Genomic DNA, 26,624 nt, shown 5'->3' with positions numbered 1-26,624 from the left:
TTTCATGCCGATCGATGAAAGCCGGATGTTCCTCCCGGTGCGTATTGCCGTGCTGACCGTGTCGGACACGCGTGGCCTTGCCGAGGATCGCTCGGGCGACACTTTGGTCGCACGTCTGACCGAAGCAGGCCATGTCCTCGCCGACCGCCGGATCGAGAAGGATGACGTCGAGACGATCGTCTCGCGGCTGCACGCGTGGATCGGCGATCCCGAAATCGACTGCATCATCACCACCGGCGGCACCGGCGTCACCGGGCGCGACGTGACGCCTGAAGCCGTGGAACAGGTCGCCGAGAAGATGATCCCTGGATTTGGCGAGCTTTTCCGGATGCTCAGCTATCAGACGATCGGCACCTCGACGGTCCAGTCGCGCGCGTGCGCCTGCGTGTCGCATGGCACCTATATCTTCGCGCTGCCCGGCTCGACCGGCGCGGTGAAGGACGGCTGGGACGGCATCCTCCGCGATCAGCTCGATAGCCGCCACCGCCCCTGCAACTTCGTCGAATTGATGCCGCGGTTGCTCGAACGCTGAGCCTTTTGTTTTAGGGGGTGTTGGTAAATCCCCTGCCTTCCCCCGTCCCCGGCTAGCTGCTGCGGCCCCTGCCTGGCGTGCGAAAGACCGAGGGGTACGTGAAGATCGCCCCTCCCATTTTGCGGCAATTTTTGCCAAGTTGTGGCGCATCCCACCAGTCAGAACTGACCTGGGCTGTGTCATGAACTGGCGAGAATATCTCGCCAATTGAACACCTTCACCGCTGTGTGCTGCTGTATTACATAACTGGCACGCTCGATGCAGTAGTCGAGATACCGCCCAGCCGGGCGCGTCTCAACCACTGAAGGACGCCACCATGACCTCAATCATCCTGAAGAGCCTAGCCCTCGCCACCGTGCTCGTCGCCAGCGCGCCCGCCTTTGCAGCGCCGTCCAATCTACAGCAGAAGACCGTCCTCAAATTCGACGCGAAGACCGGACAATATTGCGTGACCGAACCCGCTATGACCGGAACACGGATCAATCGAAAAATCTGCCGAACCGCTGCACAATGGTCGGAAGCCGGACTGAGCATGCCCAAGTCGACCGAACTCGCACAGAAGTGACCGGCGTAGCGCGGCTCGCCGGAATTGCGGGCCGCGTCACGACGTATTGCACGACCGGACGTTTAGCCTTTCGCGGCGTGGATCAGGTCGACGAGCTGTTTATTGATCGAAGCGCCGTGCAGATGGAGATGCACTGCGTCATACCCCTCGCGCCGAAGCCGTTGTCGCAAGTCGTTGACCGAGCTGCACGCGCCCGATCGCGCTAACTCGAAGGCGCGCTCCACCGTTGTGATCTGTTCCGTCATGTCCCTGCCCTAAGCGCTCTGCCGCGTCTCCGCGAGTGATCATTCGCACTGGTGCGAAACAAGTCGAAAATGACTGTTTCACCGCCCAATTAACCATGTGGATGGCACGTCGAATCTATGAACCCGGCTTGGGATCGGCCGGGGGGCCGTTCCAAAGGGGAAATCGTTGAATGTACAAGTTCATGCTTATCGCGGCACTAGCTGCAACGCCGGCGGCGCCCGCGTTCGCGCGTCCGATTCCGGGCAGGACTTCGGCCGCGACGCTGGACCGGGCTACGGCGCAACCGACGGCGTCAGCGGCTTCCGTGCCGAGCCGCGCATCGGGTACGACCGCGTGATCACGGAATTGAACGTCGAAACCGCGGACGACTCGGCAAGCGTGCGCGAGGGCAAGAGCGGCGTCACTTATGGTGGCGAACTCGGCTACGACATGGTCGTGAACACCGACATGATGCTGAGCGTCTATGGCGGCATCGAGGGATCGAGCGTCGAGCCGTGCTTCCCCGACAACGGAACGGAAACGTGCCTTACCCCCGGCCGCAACCTAACGGCGGGCGTACGCGGCGGCTTCCTGCTGAACCCCAACACGGTGTTGTACATCAAGGGCGGCTATTCGAACGGCCAGATCCGCATCGGCTATTCGGACCGCGACTTTCCCCAGGACAATTTCCGCGTGTCGGACAATCTGAGCGGTTTCCATGCCGGCGCAGGCGTGCAGACCGCGTTCGGACGCAATTTCTACGGCAAGCTCGAATATGTCTACACCGACTATAACGGCTACGAGGTCACCGACGCCACTGACAAGGCCAGCCTATATTTCAGCCGGCATCAGGTAATAGCGGGGCTCGGCGTTCGCTCCTAATTTCGTTCTTGCTATGTTCCTTGGCAACACCTAGTTTCAAGCCATGAAACAGGCCCGTCGTGGTGCGACGCTGAATAGCGAGAGCCGGCGGTTCAACCTGCCGCAGACCGAGGCGGATGGCGACTGGCTTGACATGCGCGAGGGGATCGACGGGATCGCGCCGAAGCTGCGGACGACGGTGACGGTCGAGACGCCGCGGACGATCATCAGCCGCAACGCCTCGCCCGACGTACCGTTCGACCGCTCGATCAATCCCTATCGAGGATGCGAACACGGCTGCATCTACTGTTTCGCGCGGCCGAGTCATGCGTTTCACGACCTGTCGCCCGGGCTCGATTTCGAAAGCAAGCTGTTCGCCAAGCCCTCGGCAGCCGCGCTGTTGCGGGCGGAGTTGAGCAAGCCGGGCTACGTCGTCGCGCCGATGGCGCTGGGCACGAATACCGATCCGTACCAGCCGATCGAGACCGACTGGCGGATCACCCGCAGCATCATCGAAGTGCTCAGCGAGACCGATCATCCGCTGACGATCACGACCAAGTCGGACCGCGTGGTGCGCGATCTGGACCTGCTGGCGCCGATGGCAGCCAAGGGCCTCGCGGCGGTAGCGATGTCGATCACCTCGCTCGATCCGAAAGTCGCGTCGACGGTCGAGCCGCGTGCGCCACATCCCGAGCGGCGGCTGGCGGCGGGGCGCAAACTCGCCGATGCAGGCGTACCGGTGTACGTGTCGATCGCGCCGGTGATCCCGGCCATCACCGATCACGAGATCGAGCATCTGATCGCGCGTGCGGCCGAGGCTGGGGCGACGCGGGCGTTCTTCATCCCCGTCAGGCTGCCGTTCGAAGTCGCACCGCTGTTCCGTGCGTGGCTCGACGAGCATTTCCCCGATCGCGCGAGCAAGGTGATGGCGACGATAGCCTCGCTGCGAGGCGGCCGCGACAATGATCCGAACTTCTTCACGCGGATGAAGGGGCAAGGACCATGGGCCGACCTGCTGGGTACGCGGTTCCGGATCGCCTGCGCCAAACATGGGCTGAACCAAGAGCGCGTTGCGTTACGGAACGACCTGTTCCGGGCGCCGCGGGGACCTCAGGGTGAGTTGTTCTGACCGATCGCCCTGCGCTGCGGCCGGGCGGATAGCGGCGTTCCAGCGCTTGCGGGTCGAGGACGACGCTGCCGCCGTCATCGCGCGGATCGTCGACGACCTGACGCGAGCGGACATGAGCATGGACCTTGCGGTATTCCCCGAATGTCATCTGCTGGGGCACAGTTATGATCCGGCGACGATCGCCGCGCGGGCCATCGATGTCGAGGACGACCGGTGGCGCGCGATCCTCGCTCCACTCGCACCGGTCGCAACGACCGTGATCCTCGGCAGTTTCGAACGCCGCGCGGACGGCGTAACGAACAGCGCATTCGTGATCGAACGCGGTCGCGTCGTGAGCCGCTATGCCAAGCGGAATCCGAACGAACCGGGCGTGGTCGCGGGGCGCGCAAGCCCGGTCTTCGAACGGGACGGCGGGCGGTACGGCATCAACATCTGCAACGACGCCAACCATCCCGACGCAGCACGAAGTTTGGCCGACCAGGGCGCGAGGATGATCTGCTATCTACTCGACAACATGCCGCCGCCCGATACCACAGCACGCTGGCGATCGCGCAGCGTCGAGAATTTACGCGCGCGCGCCGTGCAGACGGGGTGCTGGATCGTGTCCGCCGACGTGACGGGCTCGTGCGGCGCGCGGCTGAGCCATGGCTGCACGATGATCGTCCGTCCCGATGGCACGATCGCGGCGCGTGTGGCGGAAGGCGTCGAGGGCGTCGCAATCTACGACGTGCCATGACCGGGTTTACCGTTCGCTCGCGACCGATGACAGGCATGATAGAGCGAGGTTCGACTGAAACCCATCCTCGTCCGGACAGCGACTTACTCCCGCGTACCAGACCAAGTATCAATGGGGTTCATCACGCAGGATCGGGTTGCCAGAGTTCGATCGGGTTGTCTTCGGGATCATGTATGCGGGCGAAGCGGCCGAAGCCGGGCATGTCCCATTCGGGATTGGTGACTACCGCGATTCCGGCCGCGCGGAGCGTCGCGATCAGGCCGTCGATGTCGTCGACGCGCAGATTGAGCATCCAGGGGCGATCCGCAGCGAAATAGTCGGCGTCGACCGCGAACGGCGCGAACACGCTGGGACCTGCCTGCGTCTCCCACGATCCATATGGCACCGACCCGACGCCGAGATGCTCGACATACCAGGCGCGTATCGCCTCCGGGTCCTTTGCCCGGAAGAAGAACCCGCCGATCCCCGTCACGCTCATACCTGCCCCCAAGGTCGCGTTGCTCAAAGCCGACGCGATGATACCTCACGAAGCACCGCGACGCAGCCGACAGACCGGTCCGTTTCGGTTGCTCCGTAGCACTGGGTATCCGGGCCGTTTCGGCACCCCGCCCCTTACTTCGGTCGAGCCCCTGGACCTGCCTTCGGCCGTAGCCGATCAGCGCGCCTAGTAGGCGCGGCCGATCAGGATGCGTTCCACCGCGGGTTCGCCGGTAAAGATGCATGCGCCATCGTCGCACCCGGTTTGCCCCATCGGTGCGTTGCGGATGGTGAGCTTGAGCGCCTTGAGACGCTCGACGACCTTGTCGAGTGCCGCCCCCGTCGGCTTCGACCAGCGGACGTCGACCCAGCCGGGGTTCTTCACGCCGTCCGCAAAATGCGCCTCGACTGCGGCGAAGTCGTTCGCGGGGACGATGTTGCCCTTCACGCGGTTCATCGACTCGACGTGGAGCGTCGCCTGGATGTCGTGCAGCATGCCCGAGACGTCGCCAACGAACGCGTCGCGCGGCGTGGCGACGCTGTCGAGCTTGCCGTCCTCACGGTAGAGGCGGTCGCGGCGGATCACGGTGACGTTGCCGCCGGCCATGTCGCGGCCGCCGACCTCGATCACGATCGGGGCCCCCTTCTTGACCCAGCCCCAGCGCTTGGTCGCGGCCTTGGCGGGCTTGAGGTCGAGCAGCGCGCGGACCGGTTCGCCGAGCGCGGACTGCTTGGCGAGTTCGGCCTGGAGCGTCTTGCAGTATTCGACGATCGCCGCGTCCTCGGGGACGTCGCGCAGCATCGGCACGATGACCACCTGCCACGGCGCGATCATCGGCGGCACGCGCAGACCGTCGTCGTCGCCGTGGACCATGATGACCGCGCCGATCATCCGCGTCGACACGCCCCAGCTGGTCGTGTTGCACAGCTCGAACTCGCCGCCCGCATTCTGGAAGCGGATGTTCTGCGCCGACGCGAAATTGGTGCCGAGGAAATGCGAGGTACCGGCTTGCAACGCCTTGCCGTCCTGCATCATCGCCTCGATCGAATAGGTCGCGACCGCGCCGGGGAAGCGCTCGTTCTCGGGCTTCTCGCCGGCGATCACGTGGACGCCGAGGCATTCCTCCGCGAAATCGCGATAGACTTCGAGCATCTTCAGCGTCTCGTCGCGCGCTTCGCCGGCGGTGGCGTGCGCGGTGTGGCCTTCCTGCCAGAGGAACTCGCTGGTGCGCAGGAACATGCGGGTGCGCATTTCCCAGCGGACGACGTTGGCCCATTGGTTGATCAGCACGGGCAGATCGCGCCACGACTGGACCCAGCGCGCGAAAGCAGCGCCGATGACCATTTCGGAGGTCGGACGGACGACGAGCGGCTCCTCAAGCTTGGCGTCGGGATCGGGGATCAGGCGGCCATAGCCGTCGGCCTTGAGCCGGTGGTGCGTGACCACGGCCATTTCCTTGGCGAACCCGTCGACGTGCTCGGCCTCCTTCTCGAAATACGAGAGCGGGATGAAGAGCGGGAAATAGCAGTTCTCGTGACCGGTCACCTTGATCCGGTCGTCGAGCAGGCGCTGGATGCGCTCCCAGATGCCGTAGCCCCACGGGCGGATGACCATGCAGCCGCGGACGCCGGATTCCTCGGCGAGATCGGCCTCGGAGATGACGGCCTGGTACCAGGCGGAGAAATCCGCCTCGCGGGTGACGGGGAGTGCGCGCTTTATCATGGAGTGCGCTTATCGCGAACGCGGCGCTTCGTCACGTATCAGTTGCGGGGTGGCGACGCGGCGGTGGTTTGCGTAGGGGTCGCGCATGCCCACCGACCGCATCCTTCCCGCCATCGGCATGCGGTTGCTGTCGGTCGTGATCTTCGCGCTGATGAACACCGCGATCAAGCTGGCCGAGCGGCACGGTGCCAGTGTGTCGGAGATCCTGTTCTTCCGGCAGTTCGGCGCGTGTCTGCTCGTGTCAGGGGTTATCCTTGCCGGGCCGGGCCTGCCTTCGGTGGCTACCAAGCGGCTGCCCGCGCACATCGTCCGCGCGATCGTCGGGCTGTCGGCGATGGCATTTACCTTCAACGGAATCGTCGCGTTGCCGCTCGCGGAGGCAACGACGATCGGGTTCACGGTGCCGGTGTTCGCGACGATCCTGGGGGCGCTGGTGTTGCGCGAGCCGACCGGGTGGCATCGCTGGGCGGCGGTCGCGACCGGGTTCGCGGGCGTGTTGATCGTCGCACAGCCCGGAAGCGGCGATCACTTTCCGTTATGGGGCGCCGGCTGTGCGCTGGCGGGGGCGTTCGGGACGGCGAGCGTGTCGATCCTGTTGCGGCAGATCGGCAAGACCGAGAGCGCGCTGACGACGGTGTTCTGGTTCTCGGCTCTATCGCTGATTCCGTTGTCGGTCTTCTATGGGCGGGCGGCGCAGTCGCATGATCTGGTCGCGTGGATTTGCCTAGCGAGCGTCGGGATATTCGGGGGACTGGCGCAGATCGCGATGACGACGTCGTTGCGGCTTGGGCCGGTGTCGGTGGTGGTGCCGATGGATTATTCGAGTTTGCTCTGGGCGACGCTGCTGGGGTGGCTGGTGTTCGACACGCTGCCGGCGGAGGCCACCTGGGTCGGGGCGCCGGTCATCGTGGCGAGCGGGTTGTATATCGTGTGGCGCGAGCACGTGCGGCGGCGGGAAGAGACGGAGCAGGCGATCGCTTGATGGCGTCCCCTCGATCCTCCCCCGCCAGGGGGGGGGGCGTCGAAGGTATCGGAGGGGGAGGACGCGACAACAGCGGTTTTCCTTTCCTCCCCCTCCGTCTGGCAAGCGCCAGCCACCTCCCCCTTGCGGGGGAGGATCGTACGGTAGCGGTGGGTTAGCGGACGCGGGCCGTTTCGAGCATCCGTTTGGCGCGGAGGTACATTTCGATGCGTTGGGTGCTGAACAGGCCTAGCGCCAACGCGACCAGCATGTCGGTAATGGCAAAGGCGTCTAGGTGGAGGGCGTGGCCGTCGCCGATGACGGCGCGCGCGCCGGTGCGGACTGCGACGATCGCGACGATGAACAGAACCGCTGCCGGGGAAGACGTCGTGTTGAGTGCGTGGCTGTCGGGGGCAATCGTGATCCGCATGAGCTTGCCACGTTGCCAGCCCAGTGCCGCGCCCATGACCAGGGCCAGCGCGCAGAACAGCCACGCAAGGCCGTGCGGCGGGTACATGACGAACATATAGAGCGTGACCGCGGCGTAGATCGTGGGGAATATCCAGAGGCGTTCGAGCTTGAGCGGCTTTACGATACTCATGCGGCGCCAGCGGACCGCGAAGACTATGCCGATGACGACCGCGGTGATCGCGTAGCTGATCCAGCCTTGTGCTTCGTGCGCCTGCACCACTTCCCCCTAGGTCATAACCACATACTGGTGTAGTATGGCGATAAGACAGCAGGAGTAAAGTCCGTGTTCGATCTTACGCTCAGCGCACGTCAATGTAGCTTACGCCTGCGACTTTGGGCCGAGAAGCGCGGCGGCAAGAGGCGCCCCGGTCCTCGCAAGCCCGACGAAGACGGCACCGCAGCAGCCCCGGCCACGCCCGATCCGACGCCGATGCCGTCGATGGGTGGTGCCGAGGCGCCGCTCGATTAGGCCCCTACTCCGCTGCCTGCGCCAGCGGAGCCGGGTCCTTCCAGACCAGTACCGGTTTGCGTGCCGCGAGAGTCTCGTCGAGGCGCGCGCGGGGGGCGAAGTGCGGGGCGGTCTTGAGGCTGGGGTCGCCGGCCTTGGCGCGTTCGGCGACCGAGCGGAGTGCGGCGATGAACTGGTCGAGTGCCGCTTTCGATTCGGTCTCGGTCGGTTCGACCAGCATCGCGCCGTGGACGACGAGCGGGAAATACATCGTCATCGGGTGGAAGCCCTCGTCGATCAGGCCCTTGGCGATGTCGATCGTCGAGAAGCCGGCGGCGAGGCCGGAGTCCGAGAACAGCGCCTCGTGCATGCACGGACCCGACGGGCCGAACGGTGCGTCGAGCGTGTCGTCGAGGCTGCGCAGTATGTAGTTCGCGTTGAGCACCGCATCCTCGGACACCTGGCGCAGACCGTCCGCGCCGTGGCTGAGGATGTAGGTCAGCGCGCGCGTGAACATGCCCATCTGGCCGTGGAACGCGACCATGCGGCCGAAGCTGCCGGCATGGTGTTCGCCTGCGGTTTCTTCCTCGACGAGGACGAACTGGCCGTCCTGGTTCTCGACGAATGGAAGCGGCGCGTAGGGAGTCAGGGCCTCCGAGAACACCACCGGGCCCGAGCCTGGGCCGCCGCCGCCGTGGGGGGTCGAGAAGGTCTTGTGCAGGTTGATGTGCATCGCGTCGATGCCGAGATCGCCCGGCCGCACGCGACCGACGATCGCGTTGAAGTTCGCGCCGTCGCAATAGACGAAGCCGCCCGCCGCGTGCACCGCGTCGGAGATCTCGCGCATGTCGCGCTCGAACAGGCCGCAGGTGTTGGGGTTGGTGATCATCACGCCGGCGACGTCGGGGCCGAGCCGGGCCTTCAGCGCGGCGGTGTCGACGCGGCCCTCGGCGGTGGCGGGGATATCCTCGACGCTATAGCCGGCGAACGCGGCGGTGGCGGGGTTGGTGCCGTGTGCGCTCTCGGGAACGAGGATGATTTTCCGCGCGCCTTCGCCCTTGGCTTCGAGTGCGGCGCGGATCGCGAGGATGCCGCAAAGTTCGCCGTGCGCGCCCGCCTTGGGGCTCATCGCGACCGAGGTCATGCCGGTGAGCGTGACGAGCCAGTGGGCGAGCTGGTGGATGACCTCCAATGCGCCCTGCACCGTGTCGACCGGCTGGAGCGGGTGGACGTCGGAGAACCCGGGCAGCCGCGCCATCTTCTCGTTGAGGCGCGGGTTGTGCTTCATAGTGCACGAGCCGAGCGGGAAGAAGCCGAGGTCGATGCCGTAATTCTGGCGCGAGAGGCGGGTGTAGTGGCGGACGGTTTCGGGCTCGGAGAGACCTGGGAGGCCGATGGGCGCCTTGCGCGTCAGATCGCCGAGCATGTCGTGCGCGACGTCGCCTTCGCCGAAGTCGACACCCGTCGTCTTCGCGTCGCCGATCTCGAAGATCAGCGCTTCCTCCAGCATCAGCGCCTTGTTGCCGGTGACGCTTGCGGGAACGCCGCCGGTGCTCGCCTCGGGAGCCGTAGGGCGCCAGCCGCTCTGGTTGATGCTCATGCCAGTATCTCCCAACCCATTCCGTTCGTCTCGAGTAAGCATCGAGCTTGTCGAGATGCTGTATCGAGAGACATGTACCTCGATACGAGCCCTCGACAGGCTCGGTCTCTACTCGGCACGAACGGGGTAAAACGAACGTTCATGCCAGTATCTCCCCAAGGACGGTGGATAGGGCGAACGCAAGCGTTTCGACGTCCTCCGCCGTGGTCGTCTCGGTCACCGCGACGACCAAGCCGTTGGCGAGGTCGTCATTGCCGGGATAGAGCCGGCCCAGCGAGACGCCCGCTAGGATGCCGCGGTCGGCCAGAGTGCGGACGACCGGGCGGGCTTCGACGGGGAGCTTCAGCGTGAATTCGTTGAAGAAGTGCGTGTTAAGCAGCTCGACCCCCGGCACCTTCGCCAGTCGACGCGCGGCATGGACCGCACCCGCATGGTTCACCCCCGCAAGGCGGCGCAGACCGGCTTCGCCGAGCAGCGTCATGTGGATCGAGAAGGCCAGCGCGCAGAGGCCGGAGTTGGTGCAGATGTTCGACGTCGCCTTTTCGCGGCGGATGTGCTGCTCGCGGGTCGACAGCGTGAGGACGAAACCGCGGCGGCCGTCGGAATCGACGGTCTCGCCGCAGAGACGGCCGGGCATCTGGCGGACGTATTTGTCCTTGCAGCCGAACAGGCCGACATAAGGCCCGCCGAACTGGAGGCCGACGCCCAGCGACTGGCCTTCGCCGACGACGATGTCCGCGTCCATCTCGCCGGGCGAGGTGATCGCGCCCAAGGCGACCGGCTCGGTGACGACCGCGATCAGCAGCGCCTTCTTCGCGTGGCACGCGTCCGCAAGCGGGCGCAGGTCGGCGATGCGGCCGAGGATGTCGGGATACTGGACGACGACGCACGACGTATCGTCGTCGATCTTCGCGATCAGCTGGTCGAGATCCATGTCGGCGACCAATTCGGGCGCGGTCGTGTCGAGCACGTCGCCGGTGAACTTGGCCATCGTGTTCGCGACCGAGACGTAATGCGGGTGGAGACCCGACGACAGGATCGCCCTGCCCCGCTTGGTGATGCGGCGCGCCATGACGATCGCTTCCCAGCACGCGGTCGAGCCGTCGTACATCGAGGCGTTGGCGACGTCGGTGCCGAGCAGTCGAGCGACCTGAGTCTGGAACTCGAACAGCATCTGCAGCGTGCCCTGCGCGATTTCGGGCTGGTACGGCGTATAAGCGGTGAGGAATTCGCCGCGCTGGATCAGGTGATCGACCGACGCGGGAACGTGATGCTTGTAGGCGCCACAGCCGAGGAAGAACGGCGCTTCGCCGGCGGTGAGGTTTTTCTTGGCGAGTGCCGACATGTGGCGTTCGACCGCCATTTCGGACGCGTGCATCGGGAGGTCGCGGACCGGGCCGTCGAGGCGCGCGGCTTCGGGGACGTCGACGAAGAGGTCGTCGATGGTCGCGGCGCCGATGACGGCGAGCATCGCCTGGCGGTCGGGCTGGGTCAGGGGAAGGTAGCGCATCGGCATCAACTCCCCCCTCCCGCATGCGGGAGGGGTCGGGGGTGGGCGCCCGGCCTATTGCGGGCGGAACGCTGGAGGTGAGCGCGCGCCCACCCCCTGCCCCCTCCCGCTAGCGGGAGGGGGTTCTAGAAATTACAGCCCTTCGACGAAGGCTGCGTAGGCGGCTTCGTCCATCAGGCTGTCGAGTTCGCTCGGGTCGCTGAGCGTCAGCTTGAAGAACCAGCCGGCCGCTTCGGCGTCCGAGTTCACCAGGCTGGAATCGTCGGTGAGCGCTGCGTTGCCCTCGGTGACGGTGCCCGAGACCGGCGAATAGACGTCCGACGCGGCCTTGACCGACTCGACGACTGCGGCCTCGTCGCCCTTGCTGAGCGTCTTGCCGGCTTCGGGGACGTCGACGAACACGACATCGCCGAGCTGGCTCTGCGCGTATTCGGAGATACCGACGGTGCCGACATCACCGTCGACGTCGACCCATTCATGATCCTGCGTGAAGTAACGGCTCATATCACTTGGCTCCTGCGCGGACGTAGCGGTGGGGAATGAAGGGCATCGCGGTAACGGTGGCGGTGTGGACCTTGCCGCGTTGCGCGATCTCAATGCGGGTGCCGGGGGCGGCGAGCGCGAGCGGCACATAGGCCATCGCGATCGGCTTCCCGAGCGTGGGCGCGAAGCCTCCGCTGGTGAGGCGGCCGATCGTCGCGCCGGTATCGTCGATCACCTCGGCGCCTTCGCGCGCGGGCTGGCGGCCCTCGACGATCAGGCCGACGCGCTTGGTGGCGGGGCCGTGTTCGCGCTGGGTGAGGATACGCTCGGCGCCGGGGAAGTCGGCGGCTTCGCGGCGACGCTTCGATAGCGCGAAGCCGAGGTCGGCCATCACCGGCGTGATCTCGGGATCGAGGTCGTGGCCGTAGAGCGGCAAGCCGGCTTCGAGACGCAGCGAGTCGCGCGCGCCGAGGCCGATCGGCTTGATCTCTGCGAGCGCGAGCAAGGCGTCGGCAAACGCTACCGCGTGTTCGGCGGGGAGCGAGATCTCGACGCCGTCTTCGCCGGTGTAACCCGAGCGACTGATCCAGAGCGGCACGTCGTTCCAGTGGAACGCGCCGGCGGTCATGAACACGAGGCCGTCGATACCGGGGACGATCCGCGCGACTGCCTCGACCGCTTTCGGGCCCTGCACCGCGAGCAGCGCCTGGTCTTCGAGGATGTTGATCGTGACGTCGTCGGGCAGATGCTCGATCAGATAGCTGATGTCGTCATATTTGGTCGCGCCGTTGACGACGACGTAGAAGCTGCCGCTTGCGGTCGGCGACGGGTGGAGCGGGTCGTACGCCTCGGGCTCGACTTCGGCCGCGGAGAACGGCGATGGCTGATCGTCGGGGAGGCGCGTGGCCATCAGGTCGTCGAGGATGCCGCCGTCCTGTGCGAGCAGCAGCGAGTAGCGCATCTTGCCTTCACCCAAGCCCGCAATGTCGCCCGGCAGGACGGTTTCGAGCGCGTGTGCGACGCCTTCGCCGGAGAAGACGAGCTGGCCCATGTGGCTGACGTCGAACAGCCCCGCCGAGTCGCGCGTCCAGGCGTGTTCGGCCATGATGCCTTCATACTGGATCGGCATCTCGTAGCCGGCGAACTCGACCATCCGCGCGCCTTGTGCGCGGTGCCATGCGCCGAGCGGCAATGGCAGGATCTCGGGCTCAACGTAATCGTCGGCTTGATCGATGATGCTGGCGTAATCGCTCATGGTCGTCTCCGTCGAAGGGGCGCGCGGCACCAATGGGTGCAACGATCCGAACCCCCTCTGTCACGGGACCTGAGAGCTTTCGCGCGGGATATGTCCAGCGCTTACCCCTTCGGTGGCCCTCGACTTACGCCAGGACGCTTTCCAGAGTGTCGATCAGCCTCGCGCGGTCTCTGGTGCCTGAGAGATTCCGGGGTGGTTGCTCCTTCGGCGGTTCCATCAACCCTCAAAGGACCGGAAACGCTCTCCCGCGCGGTGCCATGCCGGTTTCCCGACATCGACGCCGCGAGTTGTGACGCGGCGCACAATCTTAGTCAATCGAGGGTTTGGGTTCTTCGCCAACTTCTTGTTCTCCCGCGGAGGCGGGAGCCCAGGGTTACATACGGTATCGTTTGTGGTCCTGGGCCCCCGCCTTCGCGGGGGAACTAGAAAGGGAGAGCTCCCTTTCGCGAAAGCTATTCGACGGTCACGCTCTTCGCCAGGTTTCGCGGCTGGTCGACGTCCGTGCCCTTGAGCACCGCCACATGATACGCGAGCAGCTGCACCGGTACCGCATAGACCAGCGGCGCAATCAGCGGGTGGACCTTGGGCATGGTGATCGTCGCCATGCAGCCTTCGCCGGCGGCCTGGATGCCGTCGTAATCCGAGATCAGCACGACCTTCCCGCCGCGGGCCATGACTTCCTGCATGTTGCTGACGGTCTTGTCGAACAGCGGGCCTGAAGGCGCGATGACGATGACGGGCACATGCTCGTCGATCAATGCGATCGGGCCGTGCTTCATCTCGCCGGCCGCATAGCCCTCGGCGTGGATATAGCTGATTTCCTTCAGCTTGAGCGCGCCTTCGAGCGCCAGCGGGTAATCGGTCCCGCGGCCCAGATACAGCACGTCGCGCGCGCCCGCGATCTTGTGCGCCATCGCCTCGATCGCCTCGTCATACGCCAGCGCGCCGTTGAGCGCAGCAGGCGCCTCGGCGAGGTGGCGGACGATCTCGCGCTCCTGATCCTTGGTCAGCAGACCCTTGGCATGCGCCAGATTGGCCGCGAGTGCCGCGAGAACCGCCAACTGGCAGGTGAACGCCTTGGTCGATGCCACGCCGATTTCAGGCCCCGCATGGGTCGGCAACAGAAGGTCGGCCTCGCGCGCCATCGTGCTGGTCGGCACGTTGACGACGACCGCGATCTTCTGGCCTTCGGCCTTGGCGTGGCGCAGCGCCGCGAGCGTGTCCGCGGTCTCGCCCGACTGCGAGATGAAGAGAGCGAGGCCGCCCTCCTCCATCACCGGCTCTCGGTAGCGGAATTCCGACGCGACATCGAGGTCGACGGGGACGCGCGCGAACTGCTCGAACCAGTATTTGGCGACCATGCCCGCGTAGAAGCTCGTCCCGCACGCAACGATCGTGACGCGCTTGATCGTCGACAGGTCGAACTCGGGGATCGGCAGCGTGATCTCGCCTTCCATCCGCTTCAGATACGAGCGCAGCGTCTGTGCGACGACGATCGGCTGCTCGTAGATTTCCTTGAGCATGTAATGCTTGTGGTTACCCTTCGAGATCACGTCGCCGGTGATGCCCGAGATCGTGATGGCGCGCTCCACGGGCGCGTTGTCGCGGTCATAGACCTGCGCGCCGTCGCGGGTCAGGACGACCCAGTCGCCCTCGTCGAGGTAGGCAATACGCTGCGTCAGCGGGGCGAGCGCCAGTGCGTCGGAGCCAAGATACATCTCGCCTTCACCGTGGCCGACGACCAGAGGCGAGCCGAGCCGCGCACCGATCAGGAGATCGGGATGCTGGCGGAACAGGATGGCGAGCGCGAAAGCACCGTGAAGGCGCGGCAGGATCTCGCGGACCGCCGACACGGGGTCCATCCCCGCCTCGACCTTCTCGCTGACGAGATGGGCGACGACTTCGGTGTCGGTCTCGCTGGTGAACGTCCGGCCGCGCGCGATGAGTTCGTCGCGCAGCGGCTTGAAGTTCTCGATGATGCCGTTGTGGACCACCGCGACCTCGCCGGTCGCATGCGGGTGCGCGTTGTTGGTCGTCGGGCCGCCATGCGTCGCCCAACGCGTATGCGCGATACCGGTCTTGCCAGGCAACGGATGCGCGGCGAGTTCGTTCGCCAGATTGACCAGCTTGCCCGACGCACGACGCCGCTCGATCGCGCCGTCATTGTCGGTCGCGATGCCAGCCGAATCATAGCCGCGATATTCTAGCCGCTTCAGGCCATCCAGGAGACGACCGGCAACATCCTCGCCGCTCAGGATTCCAACGATACCACACATTTACATCATACTCCGTGGAACGGGTCTTACTTGCCGCTTGCCTGCGCGGCCTTACGCGCGATCATGCCGTCGCGAAAGCGCTTGGCCCAGCCGGCCCTCGCGGTTTGCGGCGGGCGGACCAGCGCAAGGGCATCGGCCTCGACGTCTTCTGTCAGAACCGATCCCGCTGCAACGATCGCGCCTGCACCGACCGTGACGGGTGCGACCAGCGCCGAGTTCGAGCCGATGAATGCGCCCGCGCCGATCACGGTGCGGTATTTGAAATAGCCGTCATAGTTGCAGGTGATCGTGCCAGCGCCAATGTTCGCGCCCGCGCCGATATCCGCGTCGCCGATATAGGTGAGGTGGCTGACCTTCGCGCCTTCGCCGATGACCGCCTTCTTGATCTCGACGAAATTGCCGACCTTGGCGTCCGCATGCAGGTCCGCGCCGGGGCGGAGGCGGGCGAACGGACCAACGTTCGCACCCTTGCCGACCGAGGCGCCCTCGATGTGGCTGAACGCGTGGATCGTCGCGCCATCAGCGATGCGCGCGCCGGGGCCGAACACGACGTTGGGCTCGATGACGACGTCGCGGCCGAGGACCGTGTCATGCGAGAACCAGACCGTATCGGGCGCGATCAGCGTGACGCCGTCGGCCATCGCCTGCGCGCGACGCGTTGCCTGCCATGCGCCTTCGACGCTGGCGAGTTCGCCGCGGCTGTTGACGCCGGCGACCTCGTCCGCGCCGGTTTCGATGACGGCGGATGAACGGCCGTCGGCCCCTGCCAGGCCGACAATATCGGTGAGGTAATATTCGCCCGCCGCATTGTCGTTGCCGAGCCGGTCGAGCAGCGCGAACAGGTCGGTCGAGTGCACCGCCATCAGCCCGGAGTTACACAACGTCACCGCCCGTTCCGCCTCCGACGCGTCCTTATACTCGACGATCCGGTCCATCCGGCCCGCGGCATCGGCGATCACGCGACCATAGGCGCCAGGGTTTTTCGGGCGAAAGCCGAGCACGACGACGGCGGGCATGTCGTCGCCGTGCAACCGGTCGATCATCCGCTGCATCGTCGCGGCAGCGACCAGCGGTACATCGCCGTAGAGGACCAGGACGTCGCCCTCGAACCCGGCCAGCGCCTCGCGTGCCTGCGCGACCGCGTGGCCGGTGCCGAGTTGCTCCGCCTGGAGCGCAGTGGCAATCCCAAGCGGCGCCACCGCCGCCTCGACCTGTTCCCGCCCTGCCCCTGTCACGACGACGGTCTTCGCCGGCTGCAACGCCGCCGCGCTTGCGACGAGATGTAGCAGCATCGGTCGGCCAGCGATCGGGTGAAGCACCTTGTGAAGATCGGATTTCATCCGCGTACCCTTGCCGGCGGCGAGGATCACGACTGCGATGGGGTGGGCTGGAATCGGTTGGTCGATGGAATGCGTCGTCATGGAAGGATCGCTGCCACGAAAGCCTTGCCAATTCCATAGTCTCGCTGGCAGGCCAGCACGCAATGACGCATTTTTCTTTCGATATCGTCGGGTTCGACCTGGACGGCACGTTGCTCGACACGAGCGGCGACCTGGCCGCCGCGGTCAACCACGCGCTCGCTACTGTCGGTCGCCCGCCCCTCACCGTCGCGCAGGTCAAGCCGATGATCGGCGGCGGCGCGCGGCATATGCTCAAGCAGGGCCTGACCGCGACCGGCGGTTATGATGAGCCCATGCTCGACACGCTGCACGCCGAACTGCTCGCCTATTACGAGGCGAATATCTGCGTGCTGACAAAGCCTTATCCAGGTGTGATCGATGCGCTGGACGCCTTGGCTGCGAAGGGCGTGACGCTGGGGATCGTCACCAACAAGATCGAACGGTTCGCGCGGACCGTGCTGGGCGAGCTCGGGCTGACCGATCGATTTGCCTGCATCCTGGGCGGCGATACGATGGCGGAGCCGAAGCCCTCTCCGATGCCGATCCACGAGATGGTGAAAATATGTGGCGGAGGACGTGCCGCGTTCGTCGGTGATTCGATGTTCGATATCCAGGCGGGGCAAGCGGCGGGGTTGCCGACGATCGCTTGCAGCTTCGGTTTCTTGATGCAGCCCGTAGCAGAGCTTGGCGCCGACGCGGTGATCGACGGTTTCGACGAACTCGTCCCGACGCTCGAAAGGCTCGGCGCATGAACCGGACGACGCTCACGCGCATCGCGCTGGTGGTGGCGATCGTGTTCGCGGTGACGATGGCGCTGCTGCCGAAGCCGCCGCACATGCCGATCGACCAGTTCGGCGACAAGTTCGGGCATATGCTCGCGTTTGCGACGATGGCGCTGCTGGCGGCGCTGTCGTTTCCGACCGCGCGGCTGTTCCGGATCGGCGAGAGGCTGTCGTTTCTCGGCGCGATGATCGAGGTCCTGCAGGCGATCCCGTCGTTGCACCGCGATTGCGACATCTACGACTGGATCGCCGATACGCTGGCGATCACGGTCGTGTTGCTGATCGTCTGGGCCGTCCGACGCAGGCGTGGCGCTCGGCTCAATTAACCCTTGCGCCACTTCGTCCACAAATGGCGGGCGAGCATCGTTGGCGGCATGCGTAACCAGTGCGAGCGGACGTAGAAGGCTAGCCGGGTGATCGGTCGGGTCGCCCTGCCCCAGCCGTCTCGTGCGGTGATGCGGCGAATGTAGGGACGGTCAAAGTTGCTTGCCTTGCCAGCGCCGAACAACACTTCAACCAGCCGAAGCGATCGCGTTATTTCACAGTGAAGACCGTGACGTCGTGCCTCCTCGTCGAGGCCGTCGGTGCCGAACTCCTCGACCAGACAGCGGATGTCCCACAGGTTGCGGAGACCACCGGCGAGATCTCCATCGGCGAACAAATGCGCTGCGGCATGAACCAGCATGCCGTTGGGGGAAAGCGTACGCAGACCATTCTCCAGCGCCACGCTGCCGACGATCAGTGCCTCCGCGTCCGGCGTGATCCGCGCGGTCAGTGGCAGGATGGTGTGATGGACGTCGATCATCCGGTCGCGCTCGCGGTGGATCAGCGGCGGGAGTTCGTGCATCCAGCGGCGGTAATAGGCGTCGTCATAGGGGTCTGGCTTCACCCATTCCCAGCCGGCCGTGAGCAGCGCCGTCTCGACCGCGTCGAGCGATGCACGCGGCACAAGAATATCGAGGTCACCGATCGATCGCCCCTGCCCCGCCGACAAACCCGCCGCGACGAACGCGGTGCCCTTCAGCAGGATGACCGGGCAATCGACTGCGGACAGCGCCCGCCTCGCCATCTCCGCCTCCCATAAGGCGGCGCGGCGACCGTGTTCGGCAGCGGCGCTTGAGTCGGCGAGGACCGCCTTCACCGTAGCTGGCATCGGCAAACCATCGACCCGTATCGCCAGCGTGCCGATCAACTGCTCCGCGCGTGCCATTGCCAGCAGCGCAGTCCAACCCTCCGCATCGAACTCGACGACGCTGCCCGGATCGGCGAGCGCGCGAGCGAGGATGCGGGCATCGTTCACAGGGCGGACCATAGCGCCTCGACCTGCTCTATCGCGCTCGCACCGTCCGGATAATCGATCGCGACCGAAGGAACGTCGGCGATCAAGCCCGTCAGCGACCGAAAGCCGGCCTCACCCAGCGCGACGTAATTCGTCGAGGCCTGTGTCATCCGCACGAACGCCTCGGCCGGCGGCACCGGTCGCGTCTCCGGCTCGAAACCGTAGCGCGGGAAGACGAGCAGTGCCGGCAAGGCGGGCGTGTCCATCGCCGCGATCGCGCGCGCGTCGGGTACCATATGGCGGATGTCGCCTTTCGGCGTCGCTGGCATCAGCGGCCCCATCCGCGCATCAGGCCATGCCGACCCGCCCGTAGCGATCGCTTCGTTCTTGAGACTGATCAATCGCGGGAACGCGTGGATCAGCCCGGTCGCGGGATCGAGCAACGCGAACTCGTCCCCCATGAACCGCCAGCCCTTCGCCGCGAGCAACGTCGCGAGCGTCGATTTCCCTGCGCCCGAGATGCCGGTCATCAATAGGGCACGACCATCGCGCTCGACTGCGGACGCGTGGAGCAGCAGATAGCGGCGGGCGCCCAGCGCCATCTGAAGATTCATCGCCATCTCGGCTGCGAGCAATCCTTGGCGGAGCGGCAAAGGTGCAGCTTCGGGGAGCATGTAGTCGCCACCGATCTCAACGGACGGGCGGATGAACCGTCGCCAAGACCGGCGCGCGAACAGGCGGACGGTGAAGTCGGGGACGCCGTCGTGCGGCTTCGGGTAATCGCGGTATAGGCTTTGGAGTTCGGCGATCGGCGCCCGCCAGTCGGAGCCGATGCGGAAACCGATCGGCCCGATGCGGACGGAAAAAGCGTGCCTCATGCCCGCTCGATCAGTCCGGCTTCGACGAGTTCTTCAAGCCGTGCCGCCAAAGCCTCACGCGTACCATCGTCGAGATCATAGTCCCGTCCAAGCCGCTCCAGAAGGAGGTCCAGCGACGATGCTCCCTCACCCAACACCGCTAGGATCTGCGGTGCTGGCTCGGTCAGCAAATGCGTGATGCCCGATGCACGGTGATAGACCGCAGTGAATTCATCGAGCGGCGCGATCAGCAGGCCTCCGTCGGGCGGTCCCCGAAAGATCGTCCCCGACACGGCGTCAGCCGCGCGGCATCTGCAACGATGCGAAGCAGGTGAAGCCGCCCTGGCCGCGCTGCAACCGGCGGATATATTTGACGTACGCGCGGCTGCGGTCCGAATCGGTGCCGGGCAGCGTGCTGCCGCTCGCCATCGCGCGCTTGACCTCTTCGCCCTTGAACGCGCGGGTCGACGGCGGGAACGCACCCTTGGTACGCGCTGGCACGACGCCACCGTTCGCATCGATATAGCTGCCCGCGCGGCCTGGATCGGGAACCGGGATCTCGCAGTTCAGCACCGAGCCGGCGGTTTGCGCGAGCGCCGGGCGAATCGACACGACCGCCCCCGCGGTCACCGCACCCATCGCCAGCACGCGGCGACGCGTCGGTACGCCTGCTTGCGCATCGCTATCCGGGCTTTCGGCCGGGTCCTGGTTGGGTTGCGTGTCGTCGCTCATGATGCCTCTGCTAGACCCTAGCCCTTTCACAATCCTGAAGCGCTGACAATATCGCCGCGCAAGCTGCGGTGCGACCGTGCCGGAGTAGGACGGCTTTGCCGCCGCCTGCAAGATCGTGGGAAGTCGCTGCGACGCACGAACACAGCATACCGGTTTGCGCGTCATCGCTGTATGGCGCGAGGCGTGGACGCCGATTCCGTCCGAGGAGACCGCAATGCTTTCCGGATTTGGGCTGCGTACGTTCTGGGCGATCGTCGTGGTCGTCGTGGCTGCGGTGGCGGTATTTGCCATAACGCGCGACGTTCAGGGTGCGATCGTCGCGCTGGTCGGTGGCATCGCCGCCGCGCTGGTCGCGGCCGGCACCGGGGACGAGGCGCCGGCGACGGACGACTCGGCCGGCGTGTCGCCGTCGGTGCTCGACGACGTCCTCGACGCGATCGTCGCGCCGGTGATGCTGGTGGAGGACGGCCGCGTGATCGTCGCCAACCGCGCCGCGCGGACGTTGCTCGGCGCGCATATCCTCGGCGAGGACGCGCGCGTCGCGATCCGCCATCCTGCCGCCGCCGAGCGCCTCGGGACGCCGGGGCCGATCGACGGCGAGCGGCCGATCGAACTGGTCGGGCTCGGCACGCGTGACCAGCGCTGGGAGATGCTGCTCAGCGAGACGTCGGAAGGCCAGCGCATCGTCCACCTCGTCGACCAGACCGGCAATTACGCCGCCGAGCGGATGCGGATCGATTTCGTCGCCAATGCGAGCCACGAACTGCGCACGCCCCTGGCTTCTATTCTTGGGTTCATCGAGACGCTCCGTGACGAAGCCGGCGAGGATGCCGAGGTTCGCGCGCGCTTCCTGAAGGTGATGGACGACGAGGCGCGGCGGATGCAGCGGCTGGTCGAGGACCTGATCTCGCTGTCGCGAATCGAGGCAGAGAAGTTTCGCCTGCCCGACCAGGCGGTCGATTTCGCCCAGCTCGTCGAGGACACGCGCGAGGAACTGGCCGATGCCGCGGGTGATCGCGGGCACGATCTGGTCGCGACGATCGATCCGAACCTCTCTTCGGTGTCGGGGGATCGGGTCCAGCTGTCGCAGATGCTCCACAACCTCATAGGCAATGCGATGAAATACGGGCGTGCGGGGACGCCAGTGACGATCGAACTGAAACGCGACGATGCCGGTATGATCCGCTTGTCGATCCGCGACGAGGGCGACGGGATCGCCGCGGTTCACATCCCGCGACTGACCGAGCGCTTCTATCGCGCGGACGCGGGGCGCAGCCGATCGCTGGGCGGTACGGGTCTCGGGCTGGCGATCGTCAAACATATCGTCGAGCGGCACCGAGGACGGCTCGATATCGCCAGTCAGGTCGGCGTCGGGACGGTGGTTTCGGTCATCCTGCCCCCGAGCGGCGGCGCGGCCAAAGGTGCTGTCATAAAAGGGTAACCCAACTGTCACACAGGATCGTCTTAAGTACCGCTAAGGCCGGTGCATGACGGGAATTCTGGTGCAGCGGTTCGTTCTTCTAGGGGTGATTGGGGCTCTGGCCGCGTGCGTCGATCAGGCGAACGGCGGCGGTGCGGGCTCGCGCGATCAGATCACCGCGGTCGGGTCCTCCACCGTCTATCCGTTCACGACGATGATCGCCGAACAGCTTGTCGCGAACGATCCCGATGCGAAGGCGCCGGTGATCGAATCGACCGGGACCGGCGCGGGCATGAAGCTGTTCTGCGCAGGCGTCGGCGCGGCGCATCCCGATATCGAGGACGCGTCGCGGCGGATGAAGGCGAGCGAATACGCGACGTGCGCGAAGAACGGCGTGCGCGACGTGATCGAGATTCAGGTCGGGATCGACGGCATCGCCTTCGCCGAGGCGAAGAACGGTCCGAAGATGCAGCTGACGCCGACCGATCTCTACAAGGCGCTCGCCGCCAATCCGGGGGGCAAGGTGAACACCGCGCGGGTGTGGCGCGACGTCAATCCTGCGCTCCCTGCGGTGCCGATCCAGGTCTACGGGCCGCCGGCGACCAGTGGCACGCGCGATGCGCTGGCCGAGCTGATCCTGACCAAGGGGTGCGAGGCAAGCGATCCTTCCGCGAAGGCGCTCGCGAAGTCGGATGCCGAGGCGCACAAGGCGCTGTGCACGCGGGTGCGCGAGGACGGCGTGTATGTGGATGCGGGCGAGAACGACAATCTGATCGTCCAGAAACTGCAGTCGAACCCCAATGCGATCGGCGTGTTCGGGTACAGCTATCTCGAAGAGAACAAGGACGACGTGAACGGGGTGTCGATCTCGGGCGTCGCGCCGACCTATGCGACGATTGCGGACAATGCGTATCCGGGGTCTCGGCCGCTCTATATCTATGTGAAGAAGGCGCATCTTACCGCGATCCCGGGGTTGCGGAACTTGTTGAAGCTGTATGCGGCGAACTGGGGGGCGACGGGGCCGTTGGTTAAGCGGGGGTTGATTGCTTCGCCGGCTGAGATCCAGGCGCGGTCGGCGGCGATAATCGCGAATGAAACGGTGCTGGATCCGGCGGTGTTGTCGTGATGCGTTTCTCCAACACCCTAGTTCCCTCGCGAACGCGGGGGCCCAGGGGCCAAGCGCGCCACCGAAACTTAGCTGGGCCCCCGCGTCCGCGGGGGAACGATACTTTGGTTGTCACAACCTTCCATAACTTGGCGGTCACAACCTCGCATAACAAAGCAACCACCCCGGCGGAGGCCGGTGCCCAATTGGGCACCGTTGCATTGGTGAGTACAGCGGCCCCTTACCCCGACCTTTCCAATTGGACCCCGGCCTTCGCCGGGGGGGAATCCCCCTCGGCGATCCATCGGGTGCATGCCGGAATAGTAGCGTCGGGAGGACCCGCCTGATGTCCCCCATCGCCCTCCTCTTCCTGGTCCTCGGCCTAGGCCTCATCGGCTGGCTGACCGCACGCGTCCGCGCCACGCGCTTCCGCGCCGGCAGCACAGTGCGGTTCAGTTCGCTGCCGGCGCATCACGGCTGGTACGTCGCGTTGTGGACCGCGATTCCGCCGCTCGTCTTCCTCGTCGTCTGGTCGATGACCGCGCCCGCGCTCGTCACCGATGCCGTGCTTGCGACCCCGGCCGCGATCCAGCTCCCCCCGCCCGGCTTCGACCGCGCATCGATCCTGTCTGAAGCGCGCAGCCTTGCGGAGGGTCGCAGCTTCGGCGCGTTCCATGGGCTCGCGCGGACGCTGGCCCCGTCCTACGCCGCGGCGCAATCGCGCTACGACTGGATCGCCACCGCCGCCGCGCTGCTGCTCGCCTTCGCCGGTGGCGCGTTCGCCTTTACGCGCGTCAAACCCGGGTTCGGCGCACGGACGCAGGTCGAGCGGGTCGTGATGCTGATGCTGCTTGGCGCGTCGCTGATCGCGATCCTGACCACGGTCGGCATCGTCGCCTCGCTCCTGTACGAATCCGCGCGGTTCTTCTCGGTCGTGCCGATTACCGACTTCCTGTTCGGCACGCACTGGAGCCCGCAGGTCATTGATGGCCGCGATCCAGGCGCGTCGCTCGGCGCGGTGCCGTTGTTCTGGGGGACGTTCTTCATCGGCGCCGTGATCGCGATGATCGTCGCCATTCCGTTTGGTTTGATGAGCGCGATCTACCTCACGCAATATGCCGCGCCGAACACGCGCAAATGGATGAAGCCGATCCTCGAGGTGCTCGCGGGCGTGCCGACCGTCGTCTACGGCTATTTCGCCGCGCTGACCGTCGCGCCCGCGGTGCGTGACCTCGCCGTATCGGTCGGGATTAGCTGGGCGTCGTCGGAAAGCGCGCTCGCCGCGGGGCTCGTGATGGGCATCATGATCATCCCGTTCGTGTCGTCGATGGCGGATGACTCGATTGCCGCCGTCCCCTCGTCGATGCGCGACGGCAGCCTTGCGATGGGCGCGACCTCGTCCGAGACGATCCGCCGCGTGCTGCTCCCGGCCGCCCTGCCCGGTGTCGTCGGCGGCGTGCTGCTCGCGGTAAGCCGCGCAATCGGCGAGACCATGATCGTCGTCATGGCCGCGTCCGGCGTCGCCACGCTGACGCTCAACCCGTTCGCGAGCACCACCACCGTCACCAAGCAGATCGTCGACCTGCTGACCGGCGAGGCGGAGTTCGACAGCCCCAAGACGCTCGCCGCGTTCGCGCTCGGCCTGACGCTGTTCGTGGTTACGCTCCTTCTTAACATCGTCGCGCTGCGCGTCGTCAAACGGTACCGCGAAGCCTATGAGTGACACGCTCGTGCCCCAGATCCCGGTGACCAACGCCGAGCCCGTGCGCCGCGTCCCGACCGACTGGACGACGCAGGCGATGCAATCGCGCATCCGCCGTCGTTATGCATCCGAGCGTCGCTTCCGCTTCGCCGGGCTCGCCGCGGTGTGGCTGTCCGCTGCGTTCCTTGCATACCTGCTCATCACGATGGTGATGCAGGGCGCGAGCGGGTTCGTCGAGACGCGCGTGTCGCTCCCGGTCGATCTCGCCGCCGCCAAGCTGCCGATCGAGCCCGCCCGCCTCGTCGGTCGCGGCGCCGATCTCGCGCTTGCCGGTGCAGGACTGGAAGGCACGGTCGACCTCGCCGCCACGAAGTCGTTCGGCAAGGACGGCACCGACCTGCTGTCCGACGGCGCCTGGGCGGTGGTCCGCGATGCGATCAAGGCCGACCCGTCGCTGCTCCGGCGCAAGACCGTATTCGAGGTCCCAGTCTCCAGCCCGATCGACGTCGCCGCCGAGGGCAACGGCACGCGCGACGCCGAGGCGATCGTCGCGCGGCTGAAGGCAAGCGGCGCGCTGACCCGCGGGTTCAACGCGGGTTTCCTCACCTCGGCGGACTCGACCGATGCGACCCGAGTCGGGATCTGGGGGGCGTTCAAGGGGTCGCTGCTGACGATGATCGTCACGTTGCTGCTGGCGTTCCCGATCGGCGTGCTGTCGGCGCTGTACCTCGAGGAATATGCGCCGAAGAACCGCTGGACCGATTTGATCGAGGTCTCGATCAACAACCTCGCGGCGGTGCCGTCGATCATCTTCGGTCTGCTGGGGTTGGCCGTGTTCCTCGGCACGTTCGGGATGCCGCGCTCGGCGCCTATAGTGGGCGGCCTGACGCTCGCGCTGATGACGATGCCTGTCATCGTCATCGCCGGGCGCAACGCGATCAAGGCGGTGCCGCCGTCGATCCGCGACGCCGCGCTCGGTATCGGCGCATCGCCGGTGCAGGTCGTCTTCCACCACGTCCTGCCGCTCGCACTGCCCGGTATCCTCACCGGCACGATCATCGGCATGGCGCGTGCGCTCGGCGAGACCGCGCCGCTGCTGATGATCGGCATGCGCGCGTTCATTGCAGCCCCGCCGTCCGGGCTCAGCGATCCCGCGACCGTGCTGCCCGTCCAGATCTTCCTGTGGTCCGATCAGGTCAGCCGCGGCTTCGTCGAGAAGACCTCCGCCGCGATCATCGTCCTGCTCGTGTTCCTGCTCGCGATGAACGGCGTCGCGATCTACCTCCGTAACCGATTCGAGACACGCTGGTGATGCCAAAACATTCTAAGCCTCCCGTCCTCAAGATGACGGCGCGCAACGTCTCCGTCGCCTATGGCAGCAAGATCGCGATCAACGACGTCTCGATCGACGTCGATCAGGACGAGGTGGTCGCGTTCATCGGCCCGTCGGGCTGCGGCAAGTCGACCTTCCTGCGCACGCTCAATCGCATGAACGACACCGTCGCCAGCGCGCGCGTTACCGGCGAGATCAAGCTCGACGGCCAGGACATTTATTCGCCCGACATGGACGTGGTGCAGCTCCGCGCGCGCGTCGGCATGGTGTTCCAGAAGCCCAATCCGTTCCCGAAATCGATCTACGAGAACGTCGCGTATGGCCCGCGCATTCATGGGCTCGCCGGCGCAAAGGCGGATCTCGACCGGATCGTCGAGAAGTCGCTGCGGCGCGCCGGCCTGTGGGACGAGGTCAAGGATCGCCTCTCGGATAGCGGCACGGCGCTGTCCGGCGGCCAGCAGCAACGGCTGTGCATCGCGCGCGCGATCGCGGTCGATCCCGAGGTCATCCTGATGGACGAGCCGTGTTCGGCACTCGATCCGATCGCTACCGCGAAGATCGAGGAGCTGATCCACGAACTGCGCGGACGCTACGCCATGGTGATCGTCACGCACAACATGCAGCAGGCGGCGCGCGTCAGCCAGAAGACCGCGTTCTTCCACCTCGGTACGCTGGTCGAATACGGCAACACCTCGGACATCTTCACCAATCCCCGCGAAGAGCGGACCAAGGATTACATCACCGGCCGTTACGGCTGAGTCG

28 protein-coding genes and 2 riboswitches are annotated in these 26,624 nt (G+C 65.9%); of the genes, 14 read left to right on the top strand and 14 right to left on the bottom strand.

The genetic code is table 11. The features are described from left to right. The first annotated feature begins 4 nt into the window (after positions 1-4). Together moaB and O6X71_RS00490 are read left to right on the top strand one after the other, a co-directional pair. On the top strand, positions 5-532 hold the full coding sequence (gene moaB, locus O6X71_RS00495) for a molybdenum cofactor biosynthesis protein B (protein ID WP_353463978.1): 528 nt from the start codon (positions 5-7) through the stop codon (positions 530-532). Between the two features lie 316 nt (positions 533-848). Beyond that, positions 849-1,097, top strand: a complete 249-nt coding sequence (locus tag O6X71_RS00490) for a hypothetical protein (RefSeq protein WP_353463976.1) — start codon at positions 849-851, stop codon at positions 1,095-1,097. A gap of 62 nt (positions 1,098-1,159) precedes the next feature. Here O6X71_RS00490 and O6X71_RS00485 read toward each other — a convergent pair whose 3' ends face one another. Then, entirely contained in the window at positions 1,160-1,342 is a 183-nt protein-coding gene (locus tag O6X71_RS00485; RefSeq protein ID WP_353463974.1) for a hypothetical protein, read from the bottom strand. A gap of 166 nt (positions 1,343-1,508) precedes the next feature. On the opposite strand from O6X71_RS00485, the gene O6X71_RS00480 reads away from it, so the two are divergent. Genes O6X71_RS00480 through O6X71_RS00470 form a run of 3 tightly spaced genes read left to right on the top strand, consistent with a single transcriptional unit; the run spans position 1,509 to position 4,048 of the window. After that, entirely contained in the window at positions 1,509-2,204 is a 696-nt protein-coding gene (locus tag O6X71_RS00480) for an outer membrane protein (RefSeq protein WP_353463972.1), read from the top strand. 43 nt (positions 2,205-2,247) lie between these two features. Continuing rightward, a complete protein-coding gene (locus O6X71_RS00475) occupies positions 2,248-3,312 on the top strand; it encodes a PA0069 family radical SAM protein (RefSeq protein WP_353463970.1) in 1,065 nt (354 codons plus the stop codon). Further along, positions 3,299-4,048, top strand: coding sequence for a carbon-nitrogen hydrolase family protein (locus tag O6X71_RS00470; RefSeq protein WP_353463968.1), 750 nt, complete (start codon positions 3,299-3,301; stop codon positions 4,046-4,048). Before O6X71_RS00475 ends, O6X71_RS00470 begins: the two co-directional genes overlap by 14 nt. Before the next feature lie 121 nt (positions 4,049-4,169). Here O6X71_RS00470 and O6X71_RS00465 read toward each other — a convergent pair whose 3' ends face one another. Then, the gene (locus tag O6X71_RS00465; protein ID WP_353465022.1) at positions 4,170-4,526 is read right to left on the bottom strand and encodes a VOC family protein; all 357 of its coding nucleotides are present in this window, start codon (positions 4,524-4,526) and stop codon (positions 4,170-4,172) included. 186 nt (positions 4,527-4,712) lie between these two features. Then, on the bottom strand, positions 4,713-6,248 hold the full coding sequence (locus O6X71_RS00460) for an aminoacyl--tRNA ligase-related protein (protein WP_353463961.1): 1,536 nt from the start codon (positions 6,246-6,248) through the stop codon (positions 4,713-4,715). 85 nt (positions 6,249-6,333) lie between these two features. Here O6X71_RS00460 and O6X71_RS00455 point away from each other — a divergent pair, with 85 nt between their 5' ends. Further along, positions 6,334-7,230 (top strand): DMT family transporter, encoded by an 897-nt coding sequence (locus O6X71_RS00455; RefSeq protein ID WP_353463959.1) that lies wholly within the window; start codon positions 6,334-6,336, stop codon positions 7,228-7,230. Between the two features lie 154 nt (positions 7,231-7,384). Here O6X71_RS00455 and O6X71_RS00450 read toward each other — a convergent pair whose 3' ends face one another. Further along, positions 7,385-7,897 (bottom strand): CcdC protein domain-containing protein, encoded by a 513-nt coding sequence (locus tag O6X71_RS00450; RefSeq protein WP_353463957.1) that lies wholly within the window; start codon positions 7,895-7,897, stop codon positions 7,385-7,387. Between the two features lie 66 nt (positions 7,898-7,963). Between O6X71_RS00450 and O6X71_RS00445 the strand changes: the two genes are divergently transcribed. After that, on the top strand, positions 7,964-8,149 hold the full coding sequence (locus tag O6X71_RS00445) for a hypothetical protein (RefSeq protein WP_353463955.1): 186 nt from the start codon (positions 7,964-7,966) through the stop codon (positions 8,147-8,149). A 4-nt stretch (positions 8,150-8,153) separates the two neighbouring features. On the opposite strand, the gene gcvPB is transcribed toward O6X71_RS00445, so the two are convergent. The 6 genes from gcvPB to glmU all read right to left on the bottom strand — a co-directional run bounded on the left by gcvPB (position 8,154) and on the right by glmU (position 16,673). After that, positions 8,154-9,728 (bottom strand): aminomethyl-transferring glycine dehydrogenase subunit GcvPB, encoded by a 1,575-nt coding sequence (gene gcvPB / locus O6X71_RS00440; RefSeq protein ID WP_353463953.1) that lies wholly within the window; start codon positions 9,726-9,728, stop codon positions 8,154-8,156. 139 nt (positions 9,729-9,867) lie between these two features. Then, positions 9,868-11,238: an aminomethyl-transferring glycine dehydrogenase subunit GcvPA gene (gene gcvPA / locus O6X71_RS00435; RefSeq protein WP_353463951.1), complete on the bottom strand. Its 1,371-nt coding sequence runs from the start codon at positions 11,236-11,238 to the stop codon at positions 9,868-9,870. 132 nt (positions 11,239-11,370) lie between these two features. Continuing rightward, positions 11,371-11,742: a glycine cleavage system protein GcvH gene (gene gcvH, locus O6X71_RS00430; RefSeq protein WP_132735659.1), complete on the bottom strand. Its 372-nt coding sequence runs from the start codon at positions 11,740-11,742 to the stop codon at positions 11,371-11,373. A 1-nt stretch (position 11,743) separates the two neighbouring features. Continuing rightward, positions 11,744-12,976 (bottom strand): glycine cleavage system aminomethyltransferase GcvT, encoded by a 1,233-nt coding sequence (gcvT, locus tag O6X71_RS00425; protein WP_353463949.1) that lies wholly within the window; start codon positions 12,974-12,976, stop codon positions 11,744-11,746. 47 nt (positions 12,977-13,023) lie between these two features. After that, positions 13,024-13,130, bottom strand: a riboswitch (glycine riboswitch). Beyond that, positions 13,131-13,234: riboswitch (glycine riboswitch) on the bottom strand. It abuts the riboswitch before it with no gap. 194 nt (positions 13,235-13,428) lie between these two features. Beyond that, complete coding sequence (gene glmS / locus O6X71_RS00420; protein ID WP_353463947.1) at positions 13,429-15,252, bottom strand: glutamine--fructose-6-phosphate transaminase (isomerizing); 1,824 nt, start codon at positions 15,250-15,252, stop codon at positions 13,429-13,431. Positions 15,253-15,278: 26 nt separating this feature from the next. Beyond that, on the bottom strand, positions 15,279-16,673 hold the full coding sequence (glmU, locus tag O6X71_RS00415) for a bifunctional UDP-N-acetylglucosamine diphosphorylase/glucosamine-1-phosphate N-acetyltransferase GlmU (RefSeq protein ID WP_353463945.1): 1,395 nt from the start codon (positions 16,671-16,673) through the stop codon (positions 15,279-15,281). A gap of 62 nt (positions 16,674-16,735) precedes the next feature. Here glmU and O6X71_RS00410 point away from each other — a divergent pair, with 62 nt between their 5' ends. Both O6X71_RS00410 and O6X71_RS00405 read left to right on the top strand, forming a co-directional pair. Further along, a complete protein-coding gene (locus O6X71_RS00410) occupies positions 16,736-17,404 on the top strand; it encodes an HAD family hydrolase (protein ID WP_353463944.1) in 669 nt (222 codons plus the stop codon). Next, positions 17,401-17,760 (top strand): hypothetical protein, encoded by a 360-nt coding sequence (locus O6X71_RS00405; RefSeq protein ID WP_353463942.1) that lies wholly within the window; start codon positions 17,401-17,403, stop codon positions 17,758-17,760. The genes O6X71_RS00410 and O6X71_RS00405 overlap by 4 nt, the downstream gene beginning before the upstream one ends. Here the strand turns inward: O6X71_RS00405 and O6X71_RS00400 are convergent. From O6X71_RS00400 to O6X71_RS00385, 4 genes are read right to left on the bottom strand one after another with little or no spacing between them, the layout of a single operon-like run. Then, entirely contained in the window at positions 17,757-18,746 is a 990-nt protein-coding gene (locus O6X71_RS00400) for a nucleotidyltransferase domain-containing protein (RefSeq protein WP_353463940.1), read from the bottom strand. The genes O6X71_RS00405 and O6X71_RS00400 overlap by 4 nt on opposite strands. After that, positions 18,731-19,591 carry an HprK-related kinase A gene (locus O6X71_RS00395; protein WP_353463938.1) on the bottom strand — a complete coding sequence of 287 codons (861 nt, stop codon included), beginning with the start codon at positions 19,589-19,591 and terminating at the stop codon, positions 18,731-18,733. Before O6X71_RS00395 ends, O6X71_RS00400 begins: the two co-directional genes overlap by 16 nt. Further along, entirely contained in the window at positions 19,588-19,863 is a 276-nt protein-coding gene (locus tag O6X71_RS00390; RefSeq protein WP_353463937.1) for an HPr-rel-A system PqqD family peptide chaperone, read from the bottom strand. Before O6X71_RS00390 ends, O6X71_RS00395 begins: the two co-directional genes overlap by 4 nt. Before the next feature lie 4 nt (positions 19,864-19,867). Further along, positions 19,868-20,302: a hypothetical protein gene (locus tag O6X71_RS00385; protein WP_435368423.1), complete on the bottom strand. Its 435-nt coding sequence runs from the start codon at positions 20,300-20,302 to the stop codon at positions 19,868-19,870. Positions 20,303-20,516: 214 nt separating this feature from the next. Here O6X71_RS00385 and O6X71_RS00380 point away from each other — a divergent pair, with 214 nt between their 5' ends. The 5 genes from O6X71_RS00380 (at position 20,517) to pstB (ending at position 26,620) form a co-directional block, all read left to right on the top strand. After that, entirely contained in the window at positions 20,517-21,743 is a 1,227-nt protein-coding gene (locus O6X71_RS00380; protein ID WP_353463934.1) for an ATP-binding protein, read from the top strand. Between the two features lie 46 nt (positions 21,744-21,789). Then, entirely contained in the window at positions 21,790-22,848 is a 1,059-nt protein-coding gene (locus tag O6X71_RS00375; RefSeq protein ID WP_353463932.1) for a substrate-binding domain-containing protein, read from the top strand. Between the two features lie 325 nt (positions 22,849-23,173). Next, positions 23,174-24,550 (top strand): phosphate ABC transporter permease subunit PstC, encoded by a 1,377-nt coding sequence (gene pstC / locus O6X71_RS00370; protein ID WP_353463930.1) that lies wholly within the window; start codon positions 23,174-23,176, stop codon positions 24,548-24,550. Further along, complete coding sequence (gene pstA, locus O6X71_RS00365; protein ID WP_353463928.1) at positions 24,543-25,841, top strand: phosphate ABC transporter permease PstA; 1,299 nt, start codon at positions 24,543-24,545, stop codon at positions 25,839-25,841. The genes pstC and pstA overlap by 8 nt, the downstream gene beginning before the upstream one ends. After that, complete coding sequence (gene pstB, locus O6X71_RS00360; RefSeq protein WP_353463926.1) at positions 25,841-26,620, top strand: phosphate ABC transporter ATP-binding protein PstB; 780 nt, start codon at positions 25,841-25,843, stop codon at positions 26,618-26,620. Before pstA ends, pstB begins: the two co-directional genes overlap by 1 nt. The last annotated feature ends 4 nt before the right edge of the window (positions 26,621-26,624 follow it).

Origin of the sequence: Sphingomonas faeni (assembly GCF_040407505.1) — a bacterium.
In the GTDB taxonomy this organism is placed as follows: Bacteria; Pseudomonadota; Alphaproteobacteria; order Sphingomonadales; family Sphingomonadaceae; genus Sphingomonas; species Sphingomonas faeni_E.
The sequence above is the reverse complement of the archived record's forward strand: the minus strand, read 5'-3'. Positions and strand labels throughout refer to the sequence as shown.